We start from the raw sequence: 18077 nt of genomic DNA, 5'->3' as shown, positions 1-18077 counted from the left end.
GTACGGACTCCTTGCGCGGATGAAGAACTGGAACGGGGAGGGCGGGCTCAGACGAGGGAGCCGTACAGACCGGGGCGGCGGTCGTGCAGATACGGGTTCGCGGTCCGCGAGGCGCTGAGCAGCGCGGGGTCCACCTCGCCGACGACCAGTTCCTTGCCGCGTCCGGCGCGGCTGCGGACGGCGCCGTCGGGGCCGGCCAGGCAGCTCAGCCCGACGAACTCGAACTCGCCCTCCGGGCCGGTCCTGTTGACGTACGCCACGTACATCTGGTTCTCGAAGGCCCGGACGGGCACGACGGACTCGGCGACGAACTGGAAGGGGTGCATCTGCGCGGTGGGCACCAGGAGCAGATCGGTGCCCGCGAGGGCGTGGGCGCGGACGTTCTCCGGGAACTCCACGTCGTAGCAGATCATGATCCCGATGCGTACGCCGTCCAGTTCGGCCTGGACCACGGTCTGCTCGCCCGGGGTGAACCACTCCTGCTCGAAGCCGCCGAAGAGGTGGGTCTTGCGGTAGCCGGCGAGCGCCGTGCCGTCCGGGCCGATGAGCTGCGCGGCGTTGAAGATCTGCTCGCCCGCGCGCTCCGGGTAGCCGTAGAGGACGGCGAGCCCGTGCCGTGCGGCGATCTCGCCGACGGCCAGGGCGGACGGCCCGTCGGCCGGCTCGGCCAGCCGGGGCACATCGGCGCCGATCGCGTATCCGGTCAGGAAGAGTTCGGGGCAGACCAGGAGCCGCGCCCCGGCATCCGCCGCTCGCCGCGCGGCGCCGTCGAGCACCTCGATGTTCTCGGCCACGTGCCCGGGTCGTCCGGAGTTCTGGAGCAGGGCGGTGCGCAACGGCGGCATGGCTGACCTCGGACGGTGCGGGCTGGCGGGGACGTATCGAAGGTACGGTCCGCCGCTCGCACCGGACAAGGCGCGAGCGTTGCGCGTACACCGTCGATCCATTGCGCGCCGACGGCCGTGCGCGGCGATTCATTGCGTGGGGCGTCTGCGCAGGTCAAAAGGGTGACCCAGGTCTCATGCGGTCCGGTGCGCGGGAGCTACTCCGGCGCACCCGAGGAGTACCGCCGCAGCAGCGGCGACAGCACCAGCACGGACTTCGTCCGCTCCACGTACGGTTCGCCCGCGATCCGCTCCAGGACCTGCTCGAAGTGGCGCATGTCCGCGGCGAAGACCTGCACGATCGCGTCGGCCTCCCCCGTCACCGTGGAGGCCGACGCGATCTCCGGATAGCGCGCGAGTCCCTGCTTGATCGCCTCGGGCGAGGTGTTGCGGCTGCAGTAGATCTCGATGAACCCCTCGGTCTCCCAGCCCAGCGCCGCCGGGTCCACCCGGACCGTGAAGCCGGTGATGGCGCCCTCGGCGCGCAGCCGGTCCACCCGGCGCTTCACGGCGGGGGCGGACAGGCCGATCATCGCGCCGATGTCGGCGTAGGAGCGCCGGGCGTCTTCGGCGAGGGCGTGGACGATGCGTTCGTCGAGGTCGTTCAGGCGCACTTCGGGCGGTTCACTTCTCTGCGATGGCCGGTGTCGGGGGCGGCACGGGCCGCCCCCGAAGTAGACCATGGCGCGCCCGGCCGGGCGCGCTCACAGCAGGGCGTGACCGGTCAGAACGGGAACCGCGAGCGGCCGTGCTGCACCGAGATCCACTTCTGGGTGGTGAAGGCCTCGGCCATCGCGTCGCCGTTCAGCCGGCCGAGGCCGGAGCTCTTCTCGCCGCCGAAGGGCACGATCGGCTCGTCGTGGACCGTGCCGTCGTTGATGTGGATCATGCCGGTGTGGATGCGCTGCCCGACCCGTACGCCGCGCTCGATGTCGCCGGTGTGCACCGCACCGCTCAGCCCGTACGGGGTGTCGTTGGCGATCCGGACGGCCTCGTCCTCGCCGTCGAACGGCACGATGAGCGCGACCGGGCCGAAGATCTCCTGGGACAGGACGGGGGAATCGGCGGCCAGGCCGGTCAGCACGGACGGGCTCACCAGATTGCCCTCGGTCCGGCCGTGCAGCAGGGCCGTCGCACCGGCCGCCACGGTCTGCTCGACGAGCGAGGAGATCGCCTCGGCCTGCGAGGAGTTGATCAGCGGGCCGATCACGGTCTCCGGGTCGGCCGGGTCGCCGACCGGCAGCGAGGCGACCTTGGCGACGAACTTCTCGGTGAACTCCTTCTCCACCGCCCGGTCGACCAGGATCCGGTTGGCCGCCATGCAGACCTGTCCCTGGTGCACGTACCGGCTGAACACGGCCGCGTCCACGGCGTAGTCCAGATCGGCGTCGTCGAGGACGATCAGCGCGCTGTTGCCGCCCAGTTCGAGCACGGCGCGCTTGAGGTTCGCCGCGCAGACCGTGGCGACGTGCCGCCCCACCTTGTCCGAGCCGGTGAAGGAGATGACCTGCGGGACGGGGTGCTCCAGCAGGGCGTCGCCGATCTCGGCGATGTCGGTGACCACGACGTTGAGCAGGCCGGCCGGCAGCCCGGCCTCCTCGAACACCTTCGCCACCAGCGTCCCGCCGCAGACCGGGGTGTTCTGGTGCGGCTTGAGCACCACCGCGTTGCCGAGCGCCAGGGCGGGGGCGACCGACTTCAGCGACAGCAGGAAGGGGAAGTTGAAGGGGCTGATGACGCCCACGACGCCGACGGGCACCCGGTAGACGCGGTTCTCCTTGCCCTCGGTCGGCGAGGGCAGCATCTGCCCGGTGGGCCGCAGCGCGAGCTGGACCGACTCCCGCAGGAACTCCTTGGCGAGATGCAGCTCGAAGGCCGCCTTCAGCCGGGTGCCGCCCAGCTCCGCGACGATCGCGTCACCGATCTCGGACTCCCGCTCCTCGACGATGCGCAGCGCCCGCTCCAGCACCATCCGCCTGGCATACGGGTTGGTGTCGCCCCAGGCCCGCTGGGCGTCCTGCGCGGACCGGTAGGCCTGGTCCACCTCGTCGGCCGTGGCGACCGTGATCGAGGCGAGCTTCTCCCCGTTGTACGGATTGAAGTCGATGATGTCCCAGGAACCCTTGCCCGACCTCCACTCTCCGTCGATGTACTGATGGGCCAGGTCGGTGAAGAAGGACATGAGATCCCTTACCACGGAGGAACGGGCAACTGATTGGGATTCATGTTACTTAGGCGGACCGGCAATTGGGGGTGCACCGAGGTCCGGAACCGGACATCCGTGCCCTCCGCCGGAAGCACCCCGAGACGCCGGTGCCCCTCCCGGCCCGAACGGCCTGGAGGGGCACCGGCGTCGCGGCACTGCGGGATCAGCTCCAGCTGGCGTGCAGCGGCTTGCCCTCGGCGTATCCGGCGGCGCTCTGCACCCCGACGACCGCCTTCTCGGCGAACTCGGCCAGCGAGCCCGCACCGGCGTAGGTGCAGGAGGAGCGGACGCCCGCGATGATCGAGTCGATCAGGTCCTCGACGCCCGGCCTGGCCGCATCCAGGAACATCCGCGAGGTGGAGATGCCCTCCTCGAAGAGCGCCTTGCGGGCCCGGTCGTACGCGGACTCGTCCGACGTGCGGTTCTTCACGGCGCGCGCCGACGCCATGCCGAAGGACTCCTTGTAGAAGCGGCCGTCGGCGGACTGCTGGAGGTCGCCGGGCGACTCGTACGTGCCGGCGAACCAGGAGCCGATCATCACGTTGGACGCACCGGCGGCGAGCGCCATGGCGACATCGCGCGGGTGCCGGACACCACCGTCCGCCCAGACGTGCTTGCCGTACTTCTTCGCCTCGGCGGCGCACTCCAGAACGGCGGAGAACTGGGGCCGGCCCACACCCGTCATCATCCGGGTGGTGCACATGGCGCCGGGTCCGACACCGACCTTGATGATGTCCGCGCCGGCCTCGACGAGGTCGCGCACCCCCTCGGCGGCGACGATGTTGCCCGCGACGATCGGGACCTGCGGGTCGAGCGCGCGGACGGCCCGGACCGCGTTGATCATGGACTCCTGGTGGCCGTGGGCGGTGTCCACGACGAGGGTGTCGACGCCCGCGTCCAGGAGCTGCTTGGCCTTGCCCGCGACATCGCCGTTGATCCCGACGGCGGCGGCGATCCGCAGCCTGCCCGCGGCGTCGGTGGCGGGGGTGTACAGGGTGGCGCGCAGTGCGGCCTTACGGGTGAGGATGCCGACGAGCCGGCCGTCCGCGTCGACCGCGGGGGCGAGCTTGCGGTTGGCGCCGTCCAGCTTGTTGAACGCGTCGCGCGGGTCGATGTCCGAGTCGAGCAGCACCAGGTCCTTGGACATGACCTCGGAGAGCTGGGTGAAGCGGTCGACGCCGGCCAGGTCGTGCTCGGTGACGACACCGACGGGCCGCTGCTCCTCGTCGACGACGACGCCCGCGCCGTGCGCGCGCTTCGGCAACAGCGACAGGGCGTCGGCGACCGTCTGGCCCGGGGCCAGCACGATCGGCGTGTCGAGCACCAGGTGTCGCGTTTTCACCCAGGAGATGACGTCGGTGACGACCTCGATCGGGATGTCCTGCGGGATGACGACGAGCCCACCGCGGCGGGCGATCGTTTCGGCCATCCGGCGGCCCGCGATGGCCGTCATGTTCGCCACGACGAGAGGGATGGTGGTGCCGGTGCCGTCGGGCGAGGAGAGGTCGACACCCTGGCGGGAACCGACTGCCGAACGGCCCGGGACCATGAAGACGTCGTCGTACGTGAGGTCGTACGGGACCGAGGGGGAGTCTGTGTAACGACCAGTACCGGGCTCAAGAAAACGCATAACGCTCATTTTTTCATATGAAACGGAGCGAGTCGCTTCCAGGAAGACACAACAAAAGGCACCCGCGTTCGTACGTTCCTCCAAGGGAACCGGACGGGCGTCCCGGGCAGGCGGAACCTGCCTTGCCGGCGGACCTTACCCGAAGGACGGGGGAATCATTCGCGATCATCTGCCCTGGACCTGGTGACAAGGGGTCGGGTAGCTTCAAAACCCGCAGGTCCCGTGGGTCTTGTCTACGCCCCGGAGGAACAGCCGGAAGGTCACAACTTCCGTCACACGTACGACCGGAGAGGATCACGACCCACCCGTGGAGAGCGAACTGCCGGACATCTACTGCCCGTTCCCCCAGCGAACCAACCCGAACGTCGGGCACACCCGAGTCCACCTCGACGAATGGACGCGCAACACCGGTCTGGTACACCGTGATTCAGCCAGGGACCGCTTCGTGCAGGCGGACTTCGGATCGTTCGTCGGCATGGTGTATCCGACCGCGGACAGCAAGAATCTCGACCTCGTCGCCGACTGGTTCGTATGGCTGTTTCTCGTCGACGACCAGCTCGACGACGGCCATCTCGGCCGCAGCCCCGAGCGGGTGCGCGACGTGGTCGAGCTGATGCGGACCGTGATCGAGGACGACACCCCCGGCACCCTGCCGGACGGGCAGCTCCCCGCCGCCGTGGTCGCCCTGGCCGACCTGTGGGAGCGGACGACACCGACCGCCGCCCCGCACTGGCGCACCCGGTTCGCATGGCACCTCACCACGTACCTCACGACGACCACCACGTGGGAGGCGGGGAACCGGGCCGCCGGCGTGGTGCCGTCGGAGGAGACGTACATCGCCAAGCGCCGTCACACCGGTGCGATACATGTCTGCATGGACCTGATAGAGATCGTGGCCGGGATCGAGGCTCCCGAGTCGATCCACAACGACTCCCGCTTCATCACCGCGCTGGAAGCCTCGTGCAACGTCGTGTGCTGGGCCAATGACGTGTATTCGTACGAGAAGGAACAGGTGCTCGGCGAGATCCACAATCTCGTCCATCTGGTCCGGCACCACCGCGGCTACGGCGAGCGGGAGGCGCTCGAACACGTCTGCGCCCGGACCACGGCGGAGACGGAGCGCTTCATGACCGCCGAGTCCGAGCTGCTGGCCGCGTACCCGCAGCTGTCCTGGATGCTCACGCCGTACCTGGACGGCATGCGGAGCTGGATGCGCGGCAATCTCGACTGGTCACGGCAGACGCCGCGCTACAACCCGGCCGATGTGAGTCAGTACGAGCAGCCGGAGGAGTATCTGGAGGCCACGGTCCTGGGCGTGGCCCGGGACTGAGGCCCCGCCCGTGGACGCGACCGCCCGGACAGCGCGCGCTGTCCGGGCGGTCGCGTGTGCGGGCGGTCGTGGGGCCGCTCAGTCCCCGTCCGGGTCGGCACGCTCCAGCGCAGGCCGCTGCGGCGCCGCCGACTCCGTCAGCAGATAGTCGGCCGCCGCGGTGTCCGTCACCAGGCTGGTGACGAGCCCGGACCTCAGCACCGCCCCGATCGCCGCGGCCTTGCGCTGACCGCCCGCGATCGCCACCACCTCGGGGATCCGGCGCAGCCGGTCGGCCTCGACCGTGATGCACCGCTCCCCCAGGTCCCGGCCGACCCGCCGGCCCTCGGTGTCGAAGAGGTGCGCCGACATCTCCGCCGCGACGCCGAGCGAGGCGTAGTGCGCCCGCTCCTCGTCGCTGAGCATGTCGTGGACGGTCGAGATGCCCGGCTCCCAGGAGCCGATGGAGACCGCCGCGACCGTCACCTTGTCGAAGTACTCGAAGGCGCGGGCGATACCGGTCTGGTGGCGCAGCGCGGCAGCCGTGGCAGGATCGGGCAGCAGCATCGGGGCGTAGATGGGGTGGGCCTCGCCGCCGGACACCTGGGCGGCCCGCCGGACCGCCTCGACGGAGCCGCGCTCGGCCGTCCCCGCGTCGTACACCCCGGTGAGCTGGACGACCGTGCACGGCGGCAGCCGGTCGAGCGCCGCGGCCATGTGGATGGTGGACCGGCCCCAGGCCAGCCCGAGCACATCGCCCTCGTTCACCAGTTCGCCGAGGAGATCGGCCGCGACCTCGCCCAGGTTCTCCGGGTCCGGTGCGTCGTCCTGCTCCTCGGCCGGGGACTCGACGACGACCGCGTGACGCAGCCCGTAGCGGGCGCGGAGCGCGTCGGAGCGCTCGGCATCCAGCTCGGCGGGGACGCGGATCTCGATCCGTACGAGATCGCGCTCAAGAGCCGTCTCCAGGACCCGGGCCACCTTGAAGCGGCTGACGCCGAACTCCTCGGCGATCTGGATCTTCGACTTTCCCTCGAGGTAGAAGCGGCGGGCCATGGCCGCCGCCTGCACCAGCTCCGCGGGCCCCATCCGCAGGGCGGACCGGCCCGCCGACATTGCAGACACCGCGATCTCCTCACTGCTGTTCACACTCTCGATACGCCGTTCATCCTGTCAGATCCGGCGTTCCCTGACCGGTCCCGTCGGACCGCGTTCATCTGCCCTTGGCCCGGCCGACCCGTGATCGGCGGCGGGCGTCGGTTCCGGTGTCAGTGGCCGCACGCCCAGGCCGCCGAGGCGGTGGCCCCGTCCGCCTGGGCGCGCAGGGCCCGCACCGCCTCGGCCGGGTCCGCCGCCCCGTACACCGCCGAACCCGCGACGAAGACATCCGCACCGGCCTCGGCGCACCGCTCGATGGTGGAGGCGGAGACGCCGCCGTCGACCTGGAGCCACAGTTCGAGGCCGTGCTTGGAGATCAGCTCACGGGTGCGGCGGATCTTCGGCAGCATGATGTCCAGGAAGGCCTGGCCACCGAAGCCCGGCTCCACCGTCATGATCAGCAGCATGTCGAGTTCGGGGAGCAGGTCCTCGTACGGCTCGACGGGCGTCGCGGGCTTGAGCGCCATGGAGGCACGGGCCCCCTTGGCCCGGATCTCCCGCGCCAGCCGTACGGGGGCCGCCGCCGCCTCCGCGTGGAAGGTGACGGAACCGGCGCCGGCCTCGACGTACCGGGGCGCCCAGCGGTCGGGGTCCTCGATCATCAGATGGCAGTCCAGCGGGGTCTTCGTGGCCCGGCTGAGCGATTCGACGATCGGCACGCCGAGGGTCAGGTTGGGCACGAAGTGGTTGTCCATCACATCGACGTGGAGCCAGTCGGCGCCTTCGACCGCCTTCGCCTCCTCGGCGAGACGGGCGAAGTCGGCGGACAGGATGCTGGGGTTGATCTGGGCCATGTCCCAAGCCTGCCATGTTCCGCGCCGCTTCCCCGCCCTGGTACGGGCCAAAGCCTCACGGGATCATTACAGTTCGCGCGATCGAGGCGCCCCGACCGCGCGATACGGGCTTTTCGGGCCCTCGGCGGGCGCCCCGGGAGGCCGCGGGCCCGCATCGGCCGGTTCGGATCCCGCCGGGGACCTCCGACCGGGCGGAGGAGATCACCCGTCCGGCAGGCTTCTCAGGCGGTACGCCGCAACAGGGCCAGGTACATCGCGTCCGTGCCGTGCAGATGCGGCCAGAGCTGGACGTCGGGGCCGTCGCCCAGCGCGGGCACGTCCGGCATCAGCGGGCGGGCGTCCACCCACTCGGCCTCGACGGGCTGACCGCCCCGCCCCTTGAGCACGTCGTCGACGACGACCCGGGTCTCCGCGAGATGCGGCGAGCAGGTCGCGTAGCCGACGACGCCGCCGACCCGTACAGCCTTCAACGCCTCGCGCAGCAGGGCGCGTTGGAGCGGGGCGAAGTTCTCCAGGTCCTCCTTGCGGCGGCGCCAGCGGGCCTCCGGGCGGCGGCGCAGGGCACCGAGGCCCGAGCACGGCACATCCATCAGGACCCGGTCGAAGCTGCCGGGCCGCCACGGCGGGCGGGTGCCGTCGGCGGTGATCACCTGGTACGGACCGGGGTTGCCGGCCAGTGCGCGCCCGACGAGCCGGGCGCGGTGCGGCTGCTTCTCGGCGGCGAGCAGGGCGGCGCCCCGTTCGGCGGCGAGCGCGGCGAGCAGGGCGGCCTTGCCGCCGGGGCCGGCACAGCCGTCGAGCCAGCGGCTGTCGCTGCCCTCCACCGGCGCGTTGGCGAGGGCGGCGGCCACCAGCTGGCTGCCCTCGTCCTGGACCCCGGCCCGGCCCTCCTGGACGGCGGTCAGCGCGCCGGGCTCGCCGCCCTCCGCCATCCGCACGGCATAGGGCGACCAGCGGCCCGGCAGGCCGTTCTCGTCACCGAGGGCGGTGAGCAGCTCGTCGGTGGTGGAGCGGCCGGGGCGGGCGACCAGGGTGACCTCCGGCCTTTCGTTGTCCGCTTCGAGGAGGTCCTCGATGCCGGCCCGGCCGCCGCCGAGCGCGTCCCACAGGGCCGAGACGACCCAGCGCGGATGCGAGTGCACGACCGCGAGGTGGTCCTCGGGGTCCTCCTCGTACGACGGCGCCACCCGGGCCACCCAGCCGTCGAGGTCGTCCGCGGAGACCTTGCGCAGCACGGCGTTGACGAATTTGGCCCGTCCCTCACCGAGCACCACCCGGGCCAGCTCCACGCTGGCGGAGACCGCGGCGTGGGTGGGGATACGGGTGCCGAGCAGCTGGTGCACGCCCATGTCGATCACGTCCAGGACCGGCGGGTCGACCTCGCGCAGCGGCCGGTCGATGCAGGCCGCGACGATCGCGTCGTACGTCCCCTGGCGGCGCAGCGTGCCGTAGACCAGCTCCGTCGCCAGCGCCGCGTCCCGGCTGTCGAAGTCGCCCTTGGCGCGTGCCTTCTTCAGCAGCGGGGGCAGGACGAGGTTGGCGTACGCGTCCCGTTCGTCGACGGCCCTGAGGGCTTCGAAGGCGAGGAAGCGGACCGGGTCCTTCCTGGGGCGGCGATGCGGTTTGGCGGGACGGCGACGCTGCTGGTCGTTCACGTGAAAGGTGCTCCGCTGATGGTGAGGGGGCGAACCCTCCCAGCCTACGTCGCCGCCCCGGCCCCGGAAGGACTCAGCTGCCCAGCAGCTCGCCGTGGGCGATCCGCACCCCGCGGGCCCAGTCCGCGGCCCGCATCGGCTTCTTGCCCTGCGGCTGGACCCAGAGCAGCTCGACGGCGTGCGATCCGGTGCCCACGTGGACGTTGTTCTTGGCCGCGGACAGCTCGCCGGGCGCCAGATCGGCGCGGTCCAGGACGGGCACCACCTGGACCAGCTTCAGCCGTTCCCCCCGGAAGAGCGTCCAGGCGCCGGGGGCGGGGGTGCAGCCGCGCACCACGCGGTCGACCCGCAGGGCGGGCGCCGACCACTGCACCTGGGCGTCCTCGACGGTGATCTTCGGGGCGAGGGTGACGCCTTCCGCCGGCTGCGGCACGGCGTGCAGCGTGCCGTCCTCGATGCCGTCCATCGTCGCGGCGAGCAGCCCCGCGCCGGCGAACGCCAGCCGGGTCAGCAGGTCGCCGCTGGTGTCGGTGGGGCGCACCTCCTCGGTGAGGACGCCGTACACCGGACCGGAGTCGAGCCCCTCCTCGATCAGGAAGGTCGACGCGCCGGTCACCTCGTCCCCCGCCATGACCGCGTGCTGCACGGGGGCCGCGCCGCGCCAGGCGGGCAGCAGCGAGAAGTGGAGGTTGACCCAGCCGCGGGCGGGGACGGCCAGCGCCTCCTTGGGGAGCAGCGCCCCGTAGGCGACGACCGGACAGCAGTCCGGGGCGATCTCCCGCAGCCGGGCGAGGAAGTCCTCGTCGCGCGGCCGGTTGGGCTTGAGCACCTCGATGCCGGCCTCCTCGGCACGCTCGGCGACCGGGCTGGCGACCAGCCGGCGGCCCCGCCCGGCAGGGGCGTCGGGCCGGGTCACGACGGCGGCCACCTCGTGCCGCTCGGAGGCGATCAGGGCGTCCAGGGCGGGTACGGCTACCTCGGGGGTGCCTGCGAAGACGAGCTTCATGGGTGGCTGACTGCCTCTCGGGCCGGAACGTGCGGTGACGAGCAACGCACAAGTCTATGGGCTGGGCGGCCGGGGGGCGTACGCATGGCCGTGCGCCCCTTTGAAAGGCGCACGCGCCCCTGAAGCGTGACCAGATCCACAGCTGAGGCGTTGGTCAAGAGAGATTGACCGAAGCGAGCCGCCACGGTGCGGCCCGATCCCTTTCAACGCCGGTTCGAGAGGCTTCTTCATGGCCGACCACGCAACCCACGACGCCCAAGCGAGGGCCAGTCTGCATCTGCTGGTGCGGGACATCGAGCGGGTCCGGCGGCAGGTGGACGCGCTGCGCACGCTCACCGCCCAACTGGGCAACGTCTACCGCCCGCGCCGCTCCGGCCCGTCCACGGGCTTCGTCGTCTACGGCAGGGCCCCGGCCCCCACCGTCAGACTGGCCCAGGAACTGCGCGACAGCGTGGAGACCCTGGTCACCGCCGCGGTCGACTTCGACCGCTCGCTGGGCTTCTCCTGGGACGCGGTGGGCTCCGCGCTCGGGGTCACCAAGCAGGCGGTGCACCGCCGCTACGGCGCTCGCCGCAACGCCCGGCAGCCCGGGCCGGCCGAAGCCGCCGGGGAGACCGCGGTGCCGCGCGCCCTGCCCATCGTGCCCGGCTCCGGCAGCACACCCGCGCTGCCCGCCGTACCCGCCGCCCGCTCCATGCCGCCGCAGCCGTCGGTGGACCGTCCGGCACGGCGCGAGGACCTGCGCCCCGGCGTCTTCCCCGGCCCGCGCAACGGCTGACCGACCCGTCCACCACTGCCCCGCCGCGCCCGCCGCACGGCGGGGCAGCCTCATGCCCCGCCGTCACCCGATGTCCGGCGGATCCACCCTGATCCGGACCTGCTCGCCGCTCCCCCGGGACATCCGCGCCGCCTGCGCGGCCTTCAGCGCGGCCGCCAGCGCCGCCCCACTGCCCGGCGGCACCCTGAGCAGCGCCCGCTCCCAGGACTCCCCGGGCGGTGAGTCCCCCGGCCTGCGGGGCCTGCCCGGTCCGCCGGCCGGCACCGGGACCGGGCCCAGCACCTCGGCCTCCGGCGGCAGCTCGGCCGCCGCGAGAAAGGCGGCCAGCGCTTCCGGCGCACCGGTCACCGAGGCCATCCGGGACACCGGGGGGAAGCCGAGCTCGGCCCGCTCCGCCAGCTCACGGCGGGCATGTCCGACCGGATCCCAGCGCACCAGGGCCTGTACCGGCCGCAGCGTCGGCTCGGCGACGACCACCACCGTGCCGCCCTCCGGCTGCCCCCGCACCAGCGAGGCCGCGGCCGTCCACCGGCGCAGCGCCTCCTCTCCCGCCCGCAGATCGGGGCGGCCGACCATCGCCCAGCCGTCCAGCAGCAGCGCGGCCGCGTAGCCGCCCTCCGCCACGGGCTCGGCGCCGGGTGTGCTGACGACCAGTGCCGGCACGTCCGGCACCGAGTCGAGGATGTGGTCGCGGCCGGAGGTCCGCACCGGCACGGCGGGGAACGCCCGGCCGAGCTCCTCGGCCGTCCGGCGGGCGCCGACGATCTGGGCCCGCAGCCGGTTGGAACCGCAGGCGACGCAGTGCCAGGCGGTCTCGGCCCGCCCGCACCAGGCGCAGTCGAGGCCGCGCTGGTCCGGTGCCTGGAGCGGTCCGGCGCAGTGCCGGCAGCGGGCGGGCTCGCGGCAGCGCTCGCAGGCCAGCCGCGGCGCGTAGCCCCGGCGTGGCACCTGGACCAGGACGGGGCCGCTGCGCAGCCCGTCCCGTACGGTCTGCCAGGCCAGGCTGGGCAGCCGTGCGGCCCTCGCGGCACCGTCCCGCGCCAGCTCCCCGTCGCCGACCGTGCGCACCAGGGGCGCCGCGATCCGCAGCTGCTCCCGCTCCGCGCGCAGCGGCAGCGCCCAGCCGCTCTCCACCAGCTGGGCGGCCTCCACCGTGCAGTTCGTGCCGCCGAGCAGGAACGCGCACCGGCCGTGCGCGGCCCGCAGTTCGAGCACCTCGCGGACGTGCGGGAAGGGGGCGTTGTCATCGCTGTGGCTGGCGTCCCCGTCGTCCCAGACGGCGACCAGGCCGAGATCGGCGACCGGTGCGAACATGGCCGCTCTGGTCCCGACGACCGCGCGCACCGAGCCGCGACGCACGGCGAGCCACTCCCGGTACCGCTTCTCCGGCCCGGAGTCGGCGGTCAGCAGCGCGTGGCGTCCCGGGCCGAGCAGCCCGGTGAGCGCGGCGTCCACCCGCGCGGCGGCCCGGCCGTCCGGGACGACGACGAGGGCGCCGCGCCCGGAAGCGAGGGTCGCGGCCATGGCCCTGGCGATCTCCTCGGGCCAGTGGGGTCCGGGCAGCGCGGTCCAGACGGCCCGGGGCGCCCCGCCCTCGGCCAGCGCCCGCAGGAACGCCGGCCCCTGGGCGTACCGCTCCCAGCTGCCCGCCGACGGCGCGGGCAGCGGTGGCAGCGGCTCGGGCGAGGGCCTGGACTCGGCCCTGCCGTTCCGGGGCGGGACGGCGAGCTGGAGCACATCGGCGAGGGTGCCGGCGTAGCGGTCGGCGACGGCGCGGGAGAGCGCGAGCAGATCGGGCCCCAGCACCGGTTCGGGCGATACGACGTAGGCGAGCGCCGCGAGGGCGCCCGGGTAGTCCGATTCGGCGCGCCGCTCGATGAGGAATCCGTCGATCAGCCCGCCGCCCTCGCGCCGGCCGCCGCGCACATTGCGTCCTCCGGCCCCGAAGCGCACCCGCACCCGCACCCCGGGCCGTGCCTCGGCGTCGAGCTCCTCGGGCACCGCGTAGTCGAAGTACTGGTCGAGGTGGAGCAGGCCCTTGTTGACCAGTACCCGGGCGACCGGCAGCTCCTTGGCGAGCGCGGCACCGCGCCAGGTCCGCGGCTTGGCACGCGGCACCTTGGCCCTGCGCACCGTCTCCCGGATCAGCGCAAGCTGCTCCGGGGCCCCGTCCCCGGGGTCCGCGGATCGCTCGTTGTCGCTGCTCACAGCCACATCCCTACCAGACAGCACTGACAGTGGCCCCGGTGCGGGAGTACGGGGGCCGGACACACCGGGGCCCGGACACCGCGTGCGGTCTCCGGGCCCCGGCGTACGGACGAAAGGCGGCGGTCCTACAGTCCGGCCGCCTCGCGCAGCGCGTCCACGCGGTCGGTGCGCTCCCAGGTGAAGTCGGGGAGCTCCCGGCCGAAGTGGCCGTAGGCCGCGGTCTGGGCGTAGATCGGGCGGAGCAGGTCGAGGTCGCGGATGATCGCGGCCGGGCGGAGGTCGAAGACCTCGCCGATGGCGTGCTCGATCTTCTCGGTGTCGATGGCGGCGGTGCCGAACGTCTCGACGAACAGGCCGACCGGCTCCGCCTTGCCGATCGCGTACGCGACCTGCACCTCGCAACGGGCGGCGAGGCCCGCGGCGACGACGTTCTTGGCGACCCAGCGCATGGCGTACGCGGCCGAGCGGTCCACCTTCGACGGGTCCTTGCCCGAGAAGGCACCGCCGCCGTGGCGGGCCATGCCGCCGTAGGTGTCGATGATGATCTTGCGGCCGGTCAGGCCGGCGTCACCCATCGGGCCGCCGATCTCGAAGCGCCCGGTCGGGTTGACCAGCAGCCGGTAGCCGTCGGTGTCGAGCTTGATGCCGTCCTCGATCAGCTGTCCGAGCACGTGCTCGACGACGAACTCGCGGATGTCGGGCGCGAGCAGCGAGTCGAGGTCGATGTCGCTGGCGTGCTGCGAGGAGACGACGACCGTGTCGAGACGGACGGCCTTGTCGCCGTCGTACTCGATGGTGACCTGGGTCTTGCCGTCGGGGCGCAGGTACGGGATGGTCCCGTTCTTGCGGACCTCGGAGAGCCGGCGGGAGAGCCGGTGCGCGAGGTGGATCGGGAGCGGCATGAGCTCGGGCGTCTCGTCGCAGGCGTAGCCGAACATCAGGCCCTGGTCGCCGGCGCCCTGCTTGTCGAGCTCGTCCTCATCGCCCTCGACCCGCTTCTCGTACGCGGTGTCGACACCCTGCGCGATGTCGGGAGACTGCGCCCCGATGGACACCGAGACACCGCAGGAGGCGCCGTCGAAGCCCTTCTTCGAGGAGTCGTAGCCGATCTCCAGGACCTTGTTGCGTACGAGGGTCGGAATGTCGGCGTAGGCCTTGGTCGTGACCTCACCCGCAACATGCACCAGACCGGTCGTGATCAGGGTCTCGACGGCGACGCGGGACCTGGGGTCCTCGCGCAGCAGTGCGTCGAGAATGGTGTCGCTGATCTGGTCAGCGATCTTGTCGGGGTGACCCTCGGTGACGGATTCCGAGGTGAAGAGACGGCGGGACACATCGCTCCCTGGGGTTGCAGCGGCTGCTGGCTGATCATTTGGCGGACCGCCGGGAGCTGCGCCCGGCATGGTCCGGCCCCAGTTTATCGGTCGCTTTCGTTCGGCGGACAACATGTCTCGCCCTTTGGGAGTTCTGTGACCTGCGGCACGGCCTGCCGACGGGGGCCGCGCCACCCCGGACAATGCCATTTACGCCCATATTTCAAGGGTTTCGGACCGACTGCGGGCGTGACACAAGAATTTCATCCGAGACGCGACGACACGAGATCCCAGACCGTGTCGGCGAGCGCCTCCTTGGGCCCGTACGGCACCTGGGTCTCACCGCCGTCGGCCGCGAGCACGACCGCCTCGTTCTCCTCGGAGCCGAAGGTCCGGCGCTCCCCCACCTCGTTGACCACGAGGAGGTCGCAGCCCTTGCGGCGGAGCTTCTCCCGGCCGTTGGCGAGGACGTTGTCGGTCTCGGCGGCGAATCCGACGACGATCTGCTCCGGCCTGGCGCGTTCGCCGGCCACCTCGGCGAGGATGTCGGGGTTGCGGACGAGCGTGATGGGCGCGGGGTCCTGGCCGTCCTTCTTCTTGATCTTCCCCGTGGCGTACTCGGCGGGGCGGAAGTCGGCGACCGCCGCCGCCATCACGACCACGTCGGCGTCCGCGGCGGCCTTCAGCACGGCCTCGCGGAGCTGTACGGCGGTCCCCGCGTGCAGCACGTCGGCGCCGGCCGGGTCGGGCAGGCCGGTGTTGGCCTCGACGAGGGTGACCCGGGCACCGCGGGCGACCGCGGTGCGGGCCAGGGCGTAGCCCTGCTTGCCGGAGGAGCGGTTGCCGAGGTAGCGCACCGGGTCGAGCGGCTCGCGCGTGCCGCCGGCGCTGATGACCACGTGGCGGCCGGCCAGGTCGGGTTCGACGGGCCCGCGGGCCAGCACCCGGCGGCAGACCTCGAAGATCTCCCCGGGATCGGGCAGCCGGCCCTTGCCGGTGTCGACGCCGGTGAGCCGGCCGACGGCGGGCTCGATGACGACGGCGCCCCGGCGGCGCAGGGTGGCGACGTTCTCCTGGGTGGCGGGGTGCTCCCACATCTCGGTGTGCATGGCGGGCGCGAAGACGACCGGACAGCGGGCGGTGAGGAGTGTGTTGGTGAGCAGGTCGTCGGCGAGGCCGTGGGCCGCCTTGGCGAGCATGTCGGCGGTGGCGGGGGCGACGACCACCAGATCGGCGCCCTGCCCGATCCGGACGTGCGGCACCTCGTGGACGTCGTTCCAGACCTCGGTGGAGACCGGGTGGCCGGAGAGCGCCGACCAGGTGGCCGCGCCCACGAAGTGCAGTGACGACTCGGTCGGTACGACGCGCACGTCATGACCGGACTCGGTCAGCCGGCGCAGCAGTTCGCACGCCTTGTACGCGGCGATGCCCCCGCTGACCCCCAGAACGACCTTCGGCTTGTCCACTGCGTCTCCCCGCACTCGGATACGAACACCCCCATGCTGCCTCACCGCGGCAGGTCCGATGCTGTCGCCCCGGACACACCTCAGGCCCGGCAGCCGTGGCCGCCGGGCCTGAGGTGAAGGTGCAATTCCTGCTTACTGCGCGGGGCCCTCGATGGCCTCGGAGGTGAGCAGGCCCGCGTTGATCTCGCGGAGCGCGATCGAGAGCGGCTTCTCGTGCACGTGGGTGTCGACGAGCGGACCGACGTACTCCAGGAGACCCTCGCCGAGCTGCGAGTAGTACGCGTTGATCTGGCGCGCGCGCTTGGCGGCGTAGATCACGAGGCTGTACTTCGAGTCGGTGGCCTCGAGGAGCTCATCAATCGGCGGGTTGATGATGCCCTCGGGCGTGGTGATGGAAGAGGACACTCTCTGCCTTCCGAAGGGGGTAAAGATCAAAGAAATCTTTGACGGTGCGGAGATCCGCGGTGGCCTGTGCGCCGACTTCGTCAGTCGCTGTCGGCACGTTGGCCGGAAACCTCCAGCATCAAGGCTAGCAGCTCACGGGCCACGTCCTCGACGGAGGTGTTGACCAGTGTCGTATCGAACTCGGCCTCGGCGGCCAGTTCCACCTTGGCGGCGCCGAGCCGGCGCTCGATCACCTCGGGCGCCTCGGTCCCGCGGCCGGTGAGCCGGCGGACCAGCTCCTCCCAGCTCGGCGGGGCCAGGAAGACCAGCTGTGCGTCCGGCATCGACTGCCGGACCAGCCGGGCGCCCTGGAGATCGATCTCCAGCAGCACCGGCTCGCCCGCCTCCAGGCGGTCGAGCACGGCGCGGCGGGGCGTGCCGTAGCGGTTGCCCGCGAATTCGGCCCACTCCAGCAGCTCGCCGTTGGCGATCAGCTTGTCGAACTCCTCGTTGTCCACGAAGAAGTAGTGGACACCGTTGCGCTCACCGGGGCGCGGCTTGCGGGTCGTCGCCGACACCGAGAGCCAGACCTCGGGGTGGACCTTGCGCATATGAGCGACGACCGTGCTCTTGCCGACCCCGGAGGGGCCGGAGAGCACGGTCAGCCGCGGACGTACGTCCGGGGGTACGGGGGACGTCCCCCGGGATGTTGCAGCCATGGAGCGATTATCCAGGTTCTCAGGAGTGCCTGAGAACGTCAGGCGGCGCTGCCGCCGAACTCGCGCTCCAGGGATGCGATCTGGTTGGAGCCGAGACCCCGGACCCTGCGGCTCTCGGAGATGCCGAGCCGCTCCATGATCTGCTTGGCGCGGACCTTGCCCACGCCCGGCAGGGACTCCAGGAGGGCGGAGACCTTCATCTTGCCGATGACGTCGTTCTCCTGGCCCTGCTTGATGACCTCGTGGAGGGAGGCGCCGGAGTGCTTGAGTCGATTCTTGACCTCGGCCCGCTCCCGGCGAGCCGCGGCGGCCTTTTCGAGCGCGGCTGCGCGCTGTTCAGGGGTAAGGGGCGGAAGAGCCACGCCTACGTCACCTCGGATGTCGATCTGTCGGATACGGACCGGTGAGGAAGCTGAACGCTCCACACCAGGTGAGCGACGGACAACTTGTGTACGTCGGCTCTCGACGGAGACTAGCGGCCAAGGCCGCCGGAGTCAGCGAGAACCAACGAAAAGTCCTGGTCAGCCTTGGCCGACCAGGACATTTCAGGCATAACAACCGAGTTTT

The 18077-nt window shown here is 71.8% G+C and carries 16 protein-coding genes; 2 read left to right on the top strand and 14 right to left on the bottom strand.

Annotated features, from left to right (window positions below; genetic code table 11):
* Positions 1-47: 47 nt before the first annotated feature.
* The 4 genes from ACWCPY_RS13030 to ACWCPY_RS13015 all read right to left on the bottom strand — a co-directional run bounded on the left by ACWCPY_RS13030 (position 48) and on the right by ACWCPY_RS13015 (position 4720).
* Positions 48-845 (bottom strand): carbon-nitrogen hydrolase family protein, encoded by a 798-nt coding sequence (locus ACWCPY_RS13030; RefSeq protein WP_451264343.1) that lies wholly within the window; start codon positions 843-845, stop codon positions 48-50.
* Positions 846-1042: 197 nt separating this feature from the next.
* Positions 1043-1498, bottom strand: a complete 456-nt coding sequence (locus tag ACWCPY_RS13025) for an Lrp/AsnC family transcriptional regulator (protein ID WP_189543760.1) — start codon at positions 1496-1498, stop codon at positions 1043-1045.
* Between the two features lie 110 nt (positions 1499-1608).
* On the bottom strand, positions 1609-3066 hold the full coding sequence (locus ACWCPY_RS13020) for an aldehyde dehydrogenase family protein (protein WP_451264342.1): 1458 nt from the start codon (positions 3064-3066) through the stop codon (positions 1609-1611).
* 187 nt (positions 3067-3253) lie between these two features.
* Positions 3254-4720 (bottom strand): GuaB1 family IMP dehydrogenase-related protein, encoded by a 1467-nt coding sequence (locus tag ACWCPY_RS13015; RefSeq protein ID WP_451264341.1) that lies wholly within the window; start codon positions 4718-4720, stop codon positions 3254-3256.
* A 307-nt stretch (positions 4721-5027) separates the two neighbouring features.
* On the opposite strand from ACWCPY_RS13015, the gene ACWCPY_RS13010 reads away from it, so the two are divergent.
* Entirely contained in the window at positions 5028-6050 is a 1023-nt protein-coding gene (locus tag ACWCPY_RS13010) for a terpene synthase family protein (protein ID WP_451264340.1), read from the top strand.
* A gap of 78 nt (positions 6051-6128) precedes the next feature.
* On the opposite strand, the gene ACWCPY_RS13005 is transcribed toward ACWCPY_RS13010, so the two are convergent.
* From ACWCPY_RS13005 to fmt, 4 genes are all read right to left on the bottom strand, one after another.
* Positions 6129-7145, bottom strand: a complete 1017-nt coding sequence (locus ACWCPY_RS13005) for a sugar-binding transcriptional regulator (RefSeq protein ID WP_072484555.1) — start codon at positions 7143-7145, stop codon at positions 6129-6131.
* Between the two features lie 152 nt (positions 7146-7297).
* Complete coding sequence (gene rpe / locus ACWCPY_RS13000) at positions 7298-7981, bottom strand: ribulose-phosphate 3-epimerase (RefSeq protein ID WP_451264339.1); 684 nt, start codon at positions 7979-7981, stop codon at positions 7298-7300.
* A 221-nt stretch (positions 7982-8202) separates the two neighbouring features.
* Positions 8203-9636: an RsmB/NOP family class I SAM-dependent RNA methyltransferase gene (locus tag ACWCPY_RS12995; RefSeq protein WP_451264338.1), complete on the bottom strand. Its 1434-nt coding sequence runs from the start codon at positions 9634-9636 to the stop codon at positions 8203-8205.
* Positions 9637-9709: 73 nt separating this feature from the next.
* Complete coding sequence (fmt, locus tag ACWCPY_RS12990) at positions 9710-10642, bottom strand: methionyl-tRNA formyltransferase (protein ID WP_451264337.1); 933 nt, start codon at positions 10640-10642, stop codon at positions 9710-9712.
* Between the two features lie 229 nt (positions 10643-10871).
* Here fmt and ACWCPY_RS12985 point away from each other — a divergent pair, with 229 nt between their 5' ends.
* On the top strand, positions 10872-11420 hold the full coding sequence (locus tag ACWCPY_RS12985) for a hypothetical protein (protein ID WP_451264336.1): 549 nt from the start codon (positions 10872-10874) through the stop codon (positions 11418-11420).
* Between the two features lie 63 nt (positions 11421-11483).
* Here ACWCPY_RS12985 and ACWCPY_RS12980 read toward each other — a convergent pair whose 3' ends face one another.
* The 6 genes from ACWCPY_RS12980 to ACWCPY_RS12955 form a co-directional block, all read right to left on the bottom strand.
* Positions 11484-13628 carry a primosomal protein N' gene (locus ACWCPY_RS12980; protein WP_451264335.1) on the bottom strand — a complete coding sequence of 715 codons (2145 nt, stop codon included), beginning with the start codon at positions 13626-13628 and terminating at the stop codon, positions 11484-11486.
* Positions 13629-13753: 125 nt separating this feature from the next.
* A complete protein-coding gene (gene metK, locus ACWCPY_RS12975; RefSeq protein WP_329817673.1) occupies positions 13754-14962 on the bottom strand; it encodes a methionine adenosyltransferase in 1209 nt (402 codons plus the stop codon).
* Between the two features lie 242 nt (positions 14963-15204).
* Positions 15205-16407, bottom strand: coding sequence for a bifunctional phosphopantothenoylcysteine decarboxylase/phosphopantothenate--cysteine ligase CoaBC (gene coaBC / locus ACWCPY_RS12970; RefSeq protein WP_451264334.1), 1203 nt, complete (start codon positions 16405-16407; stop codon positions 15205-15207).
* A gap of 132 nt (positions 16408-16539) precedes the next feature.
* A complete protein-coding gene (rpoZ, locus tag ACWCPY_RS12965; RefSeq protein WP_003970369.1) occupies positions 16540-16812 on the bottom strand; it encodes a DNA-directed RNA polymerase subunit omega in 273 nt (90 codons plus the stop codon).
* 80 nt (positions 16813-16892) lie between these two features.
* Positions 16893-17510 carry a guanylate kinase gene (gmk, locus tag ACWCPY_RS12960; RefSeq protein ID WP_403773466.1) on the bottom strand — a complete coding sequence of 206 codons (618 nt, stop codon included), beginning with the start codon at positions 17508-17510 and terminating at the stop codon, positions 16893-16895.
* A gap of 38 nt (positions 17511-17548) precedes the next feature.
* Positions 17549-17872 (bottom strand): integration host factor, encoded by a 324-nt coding sequence (locus tag ACWCPY_RS12955; RefSeq protein ID WP_014157387.1) that lies wholly within the window; start codon positions 17870-17872, stop codon positions 17549-17551.
* Positions 17873-18077: the final 205 nt, after the last annotated feature.

It is taken from the genome of Streptomyces sp. NPDC002403, assembly GCF_053593015.1.
The sequence above is the reverse complement of the archived record's forward strand: the minus strand, read 5'-3'. Positions and strand labels throughout refer to the sequence as shown.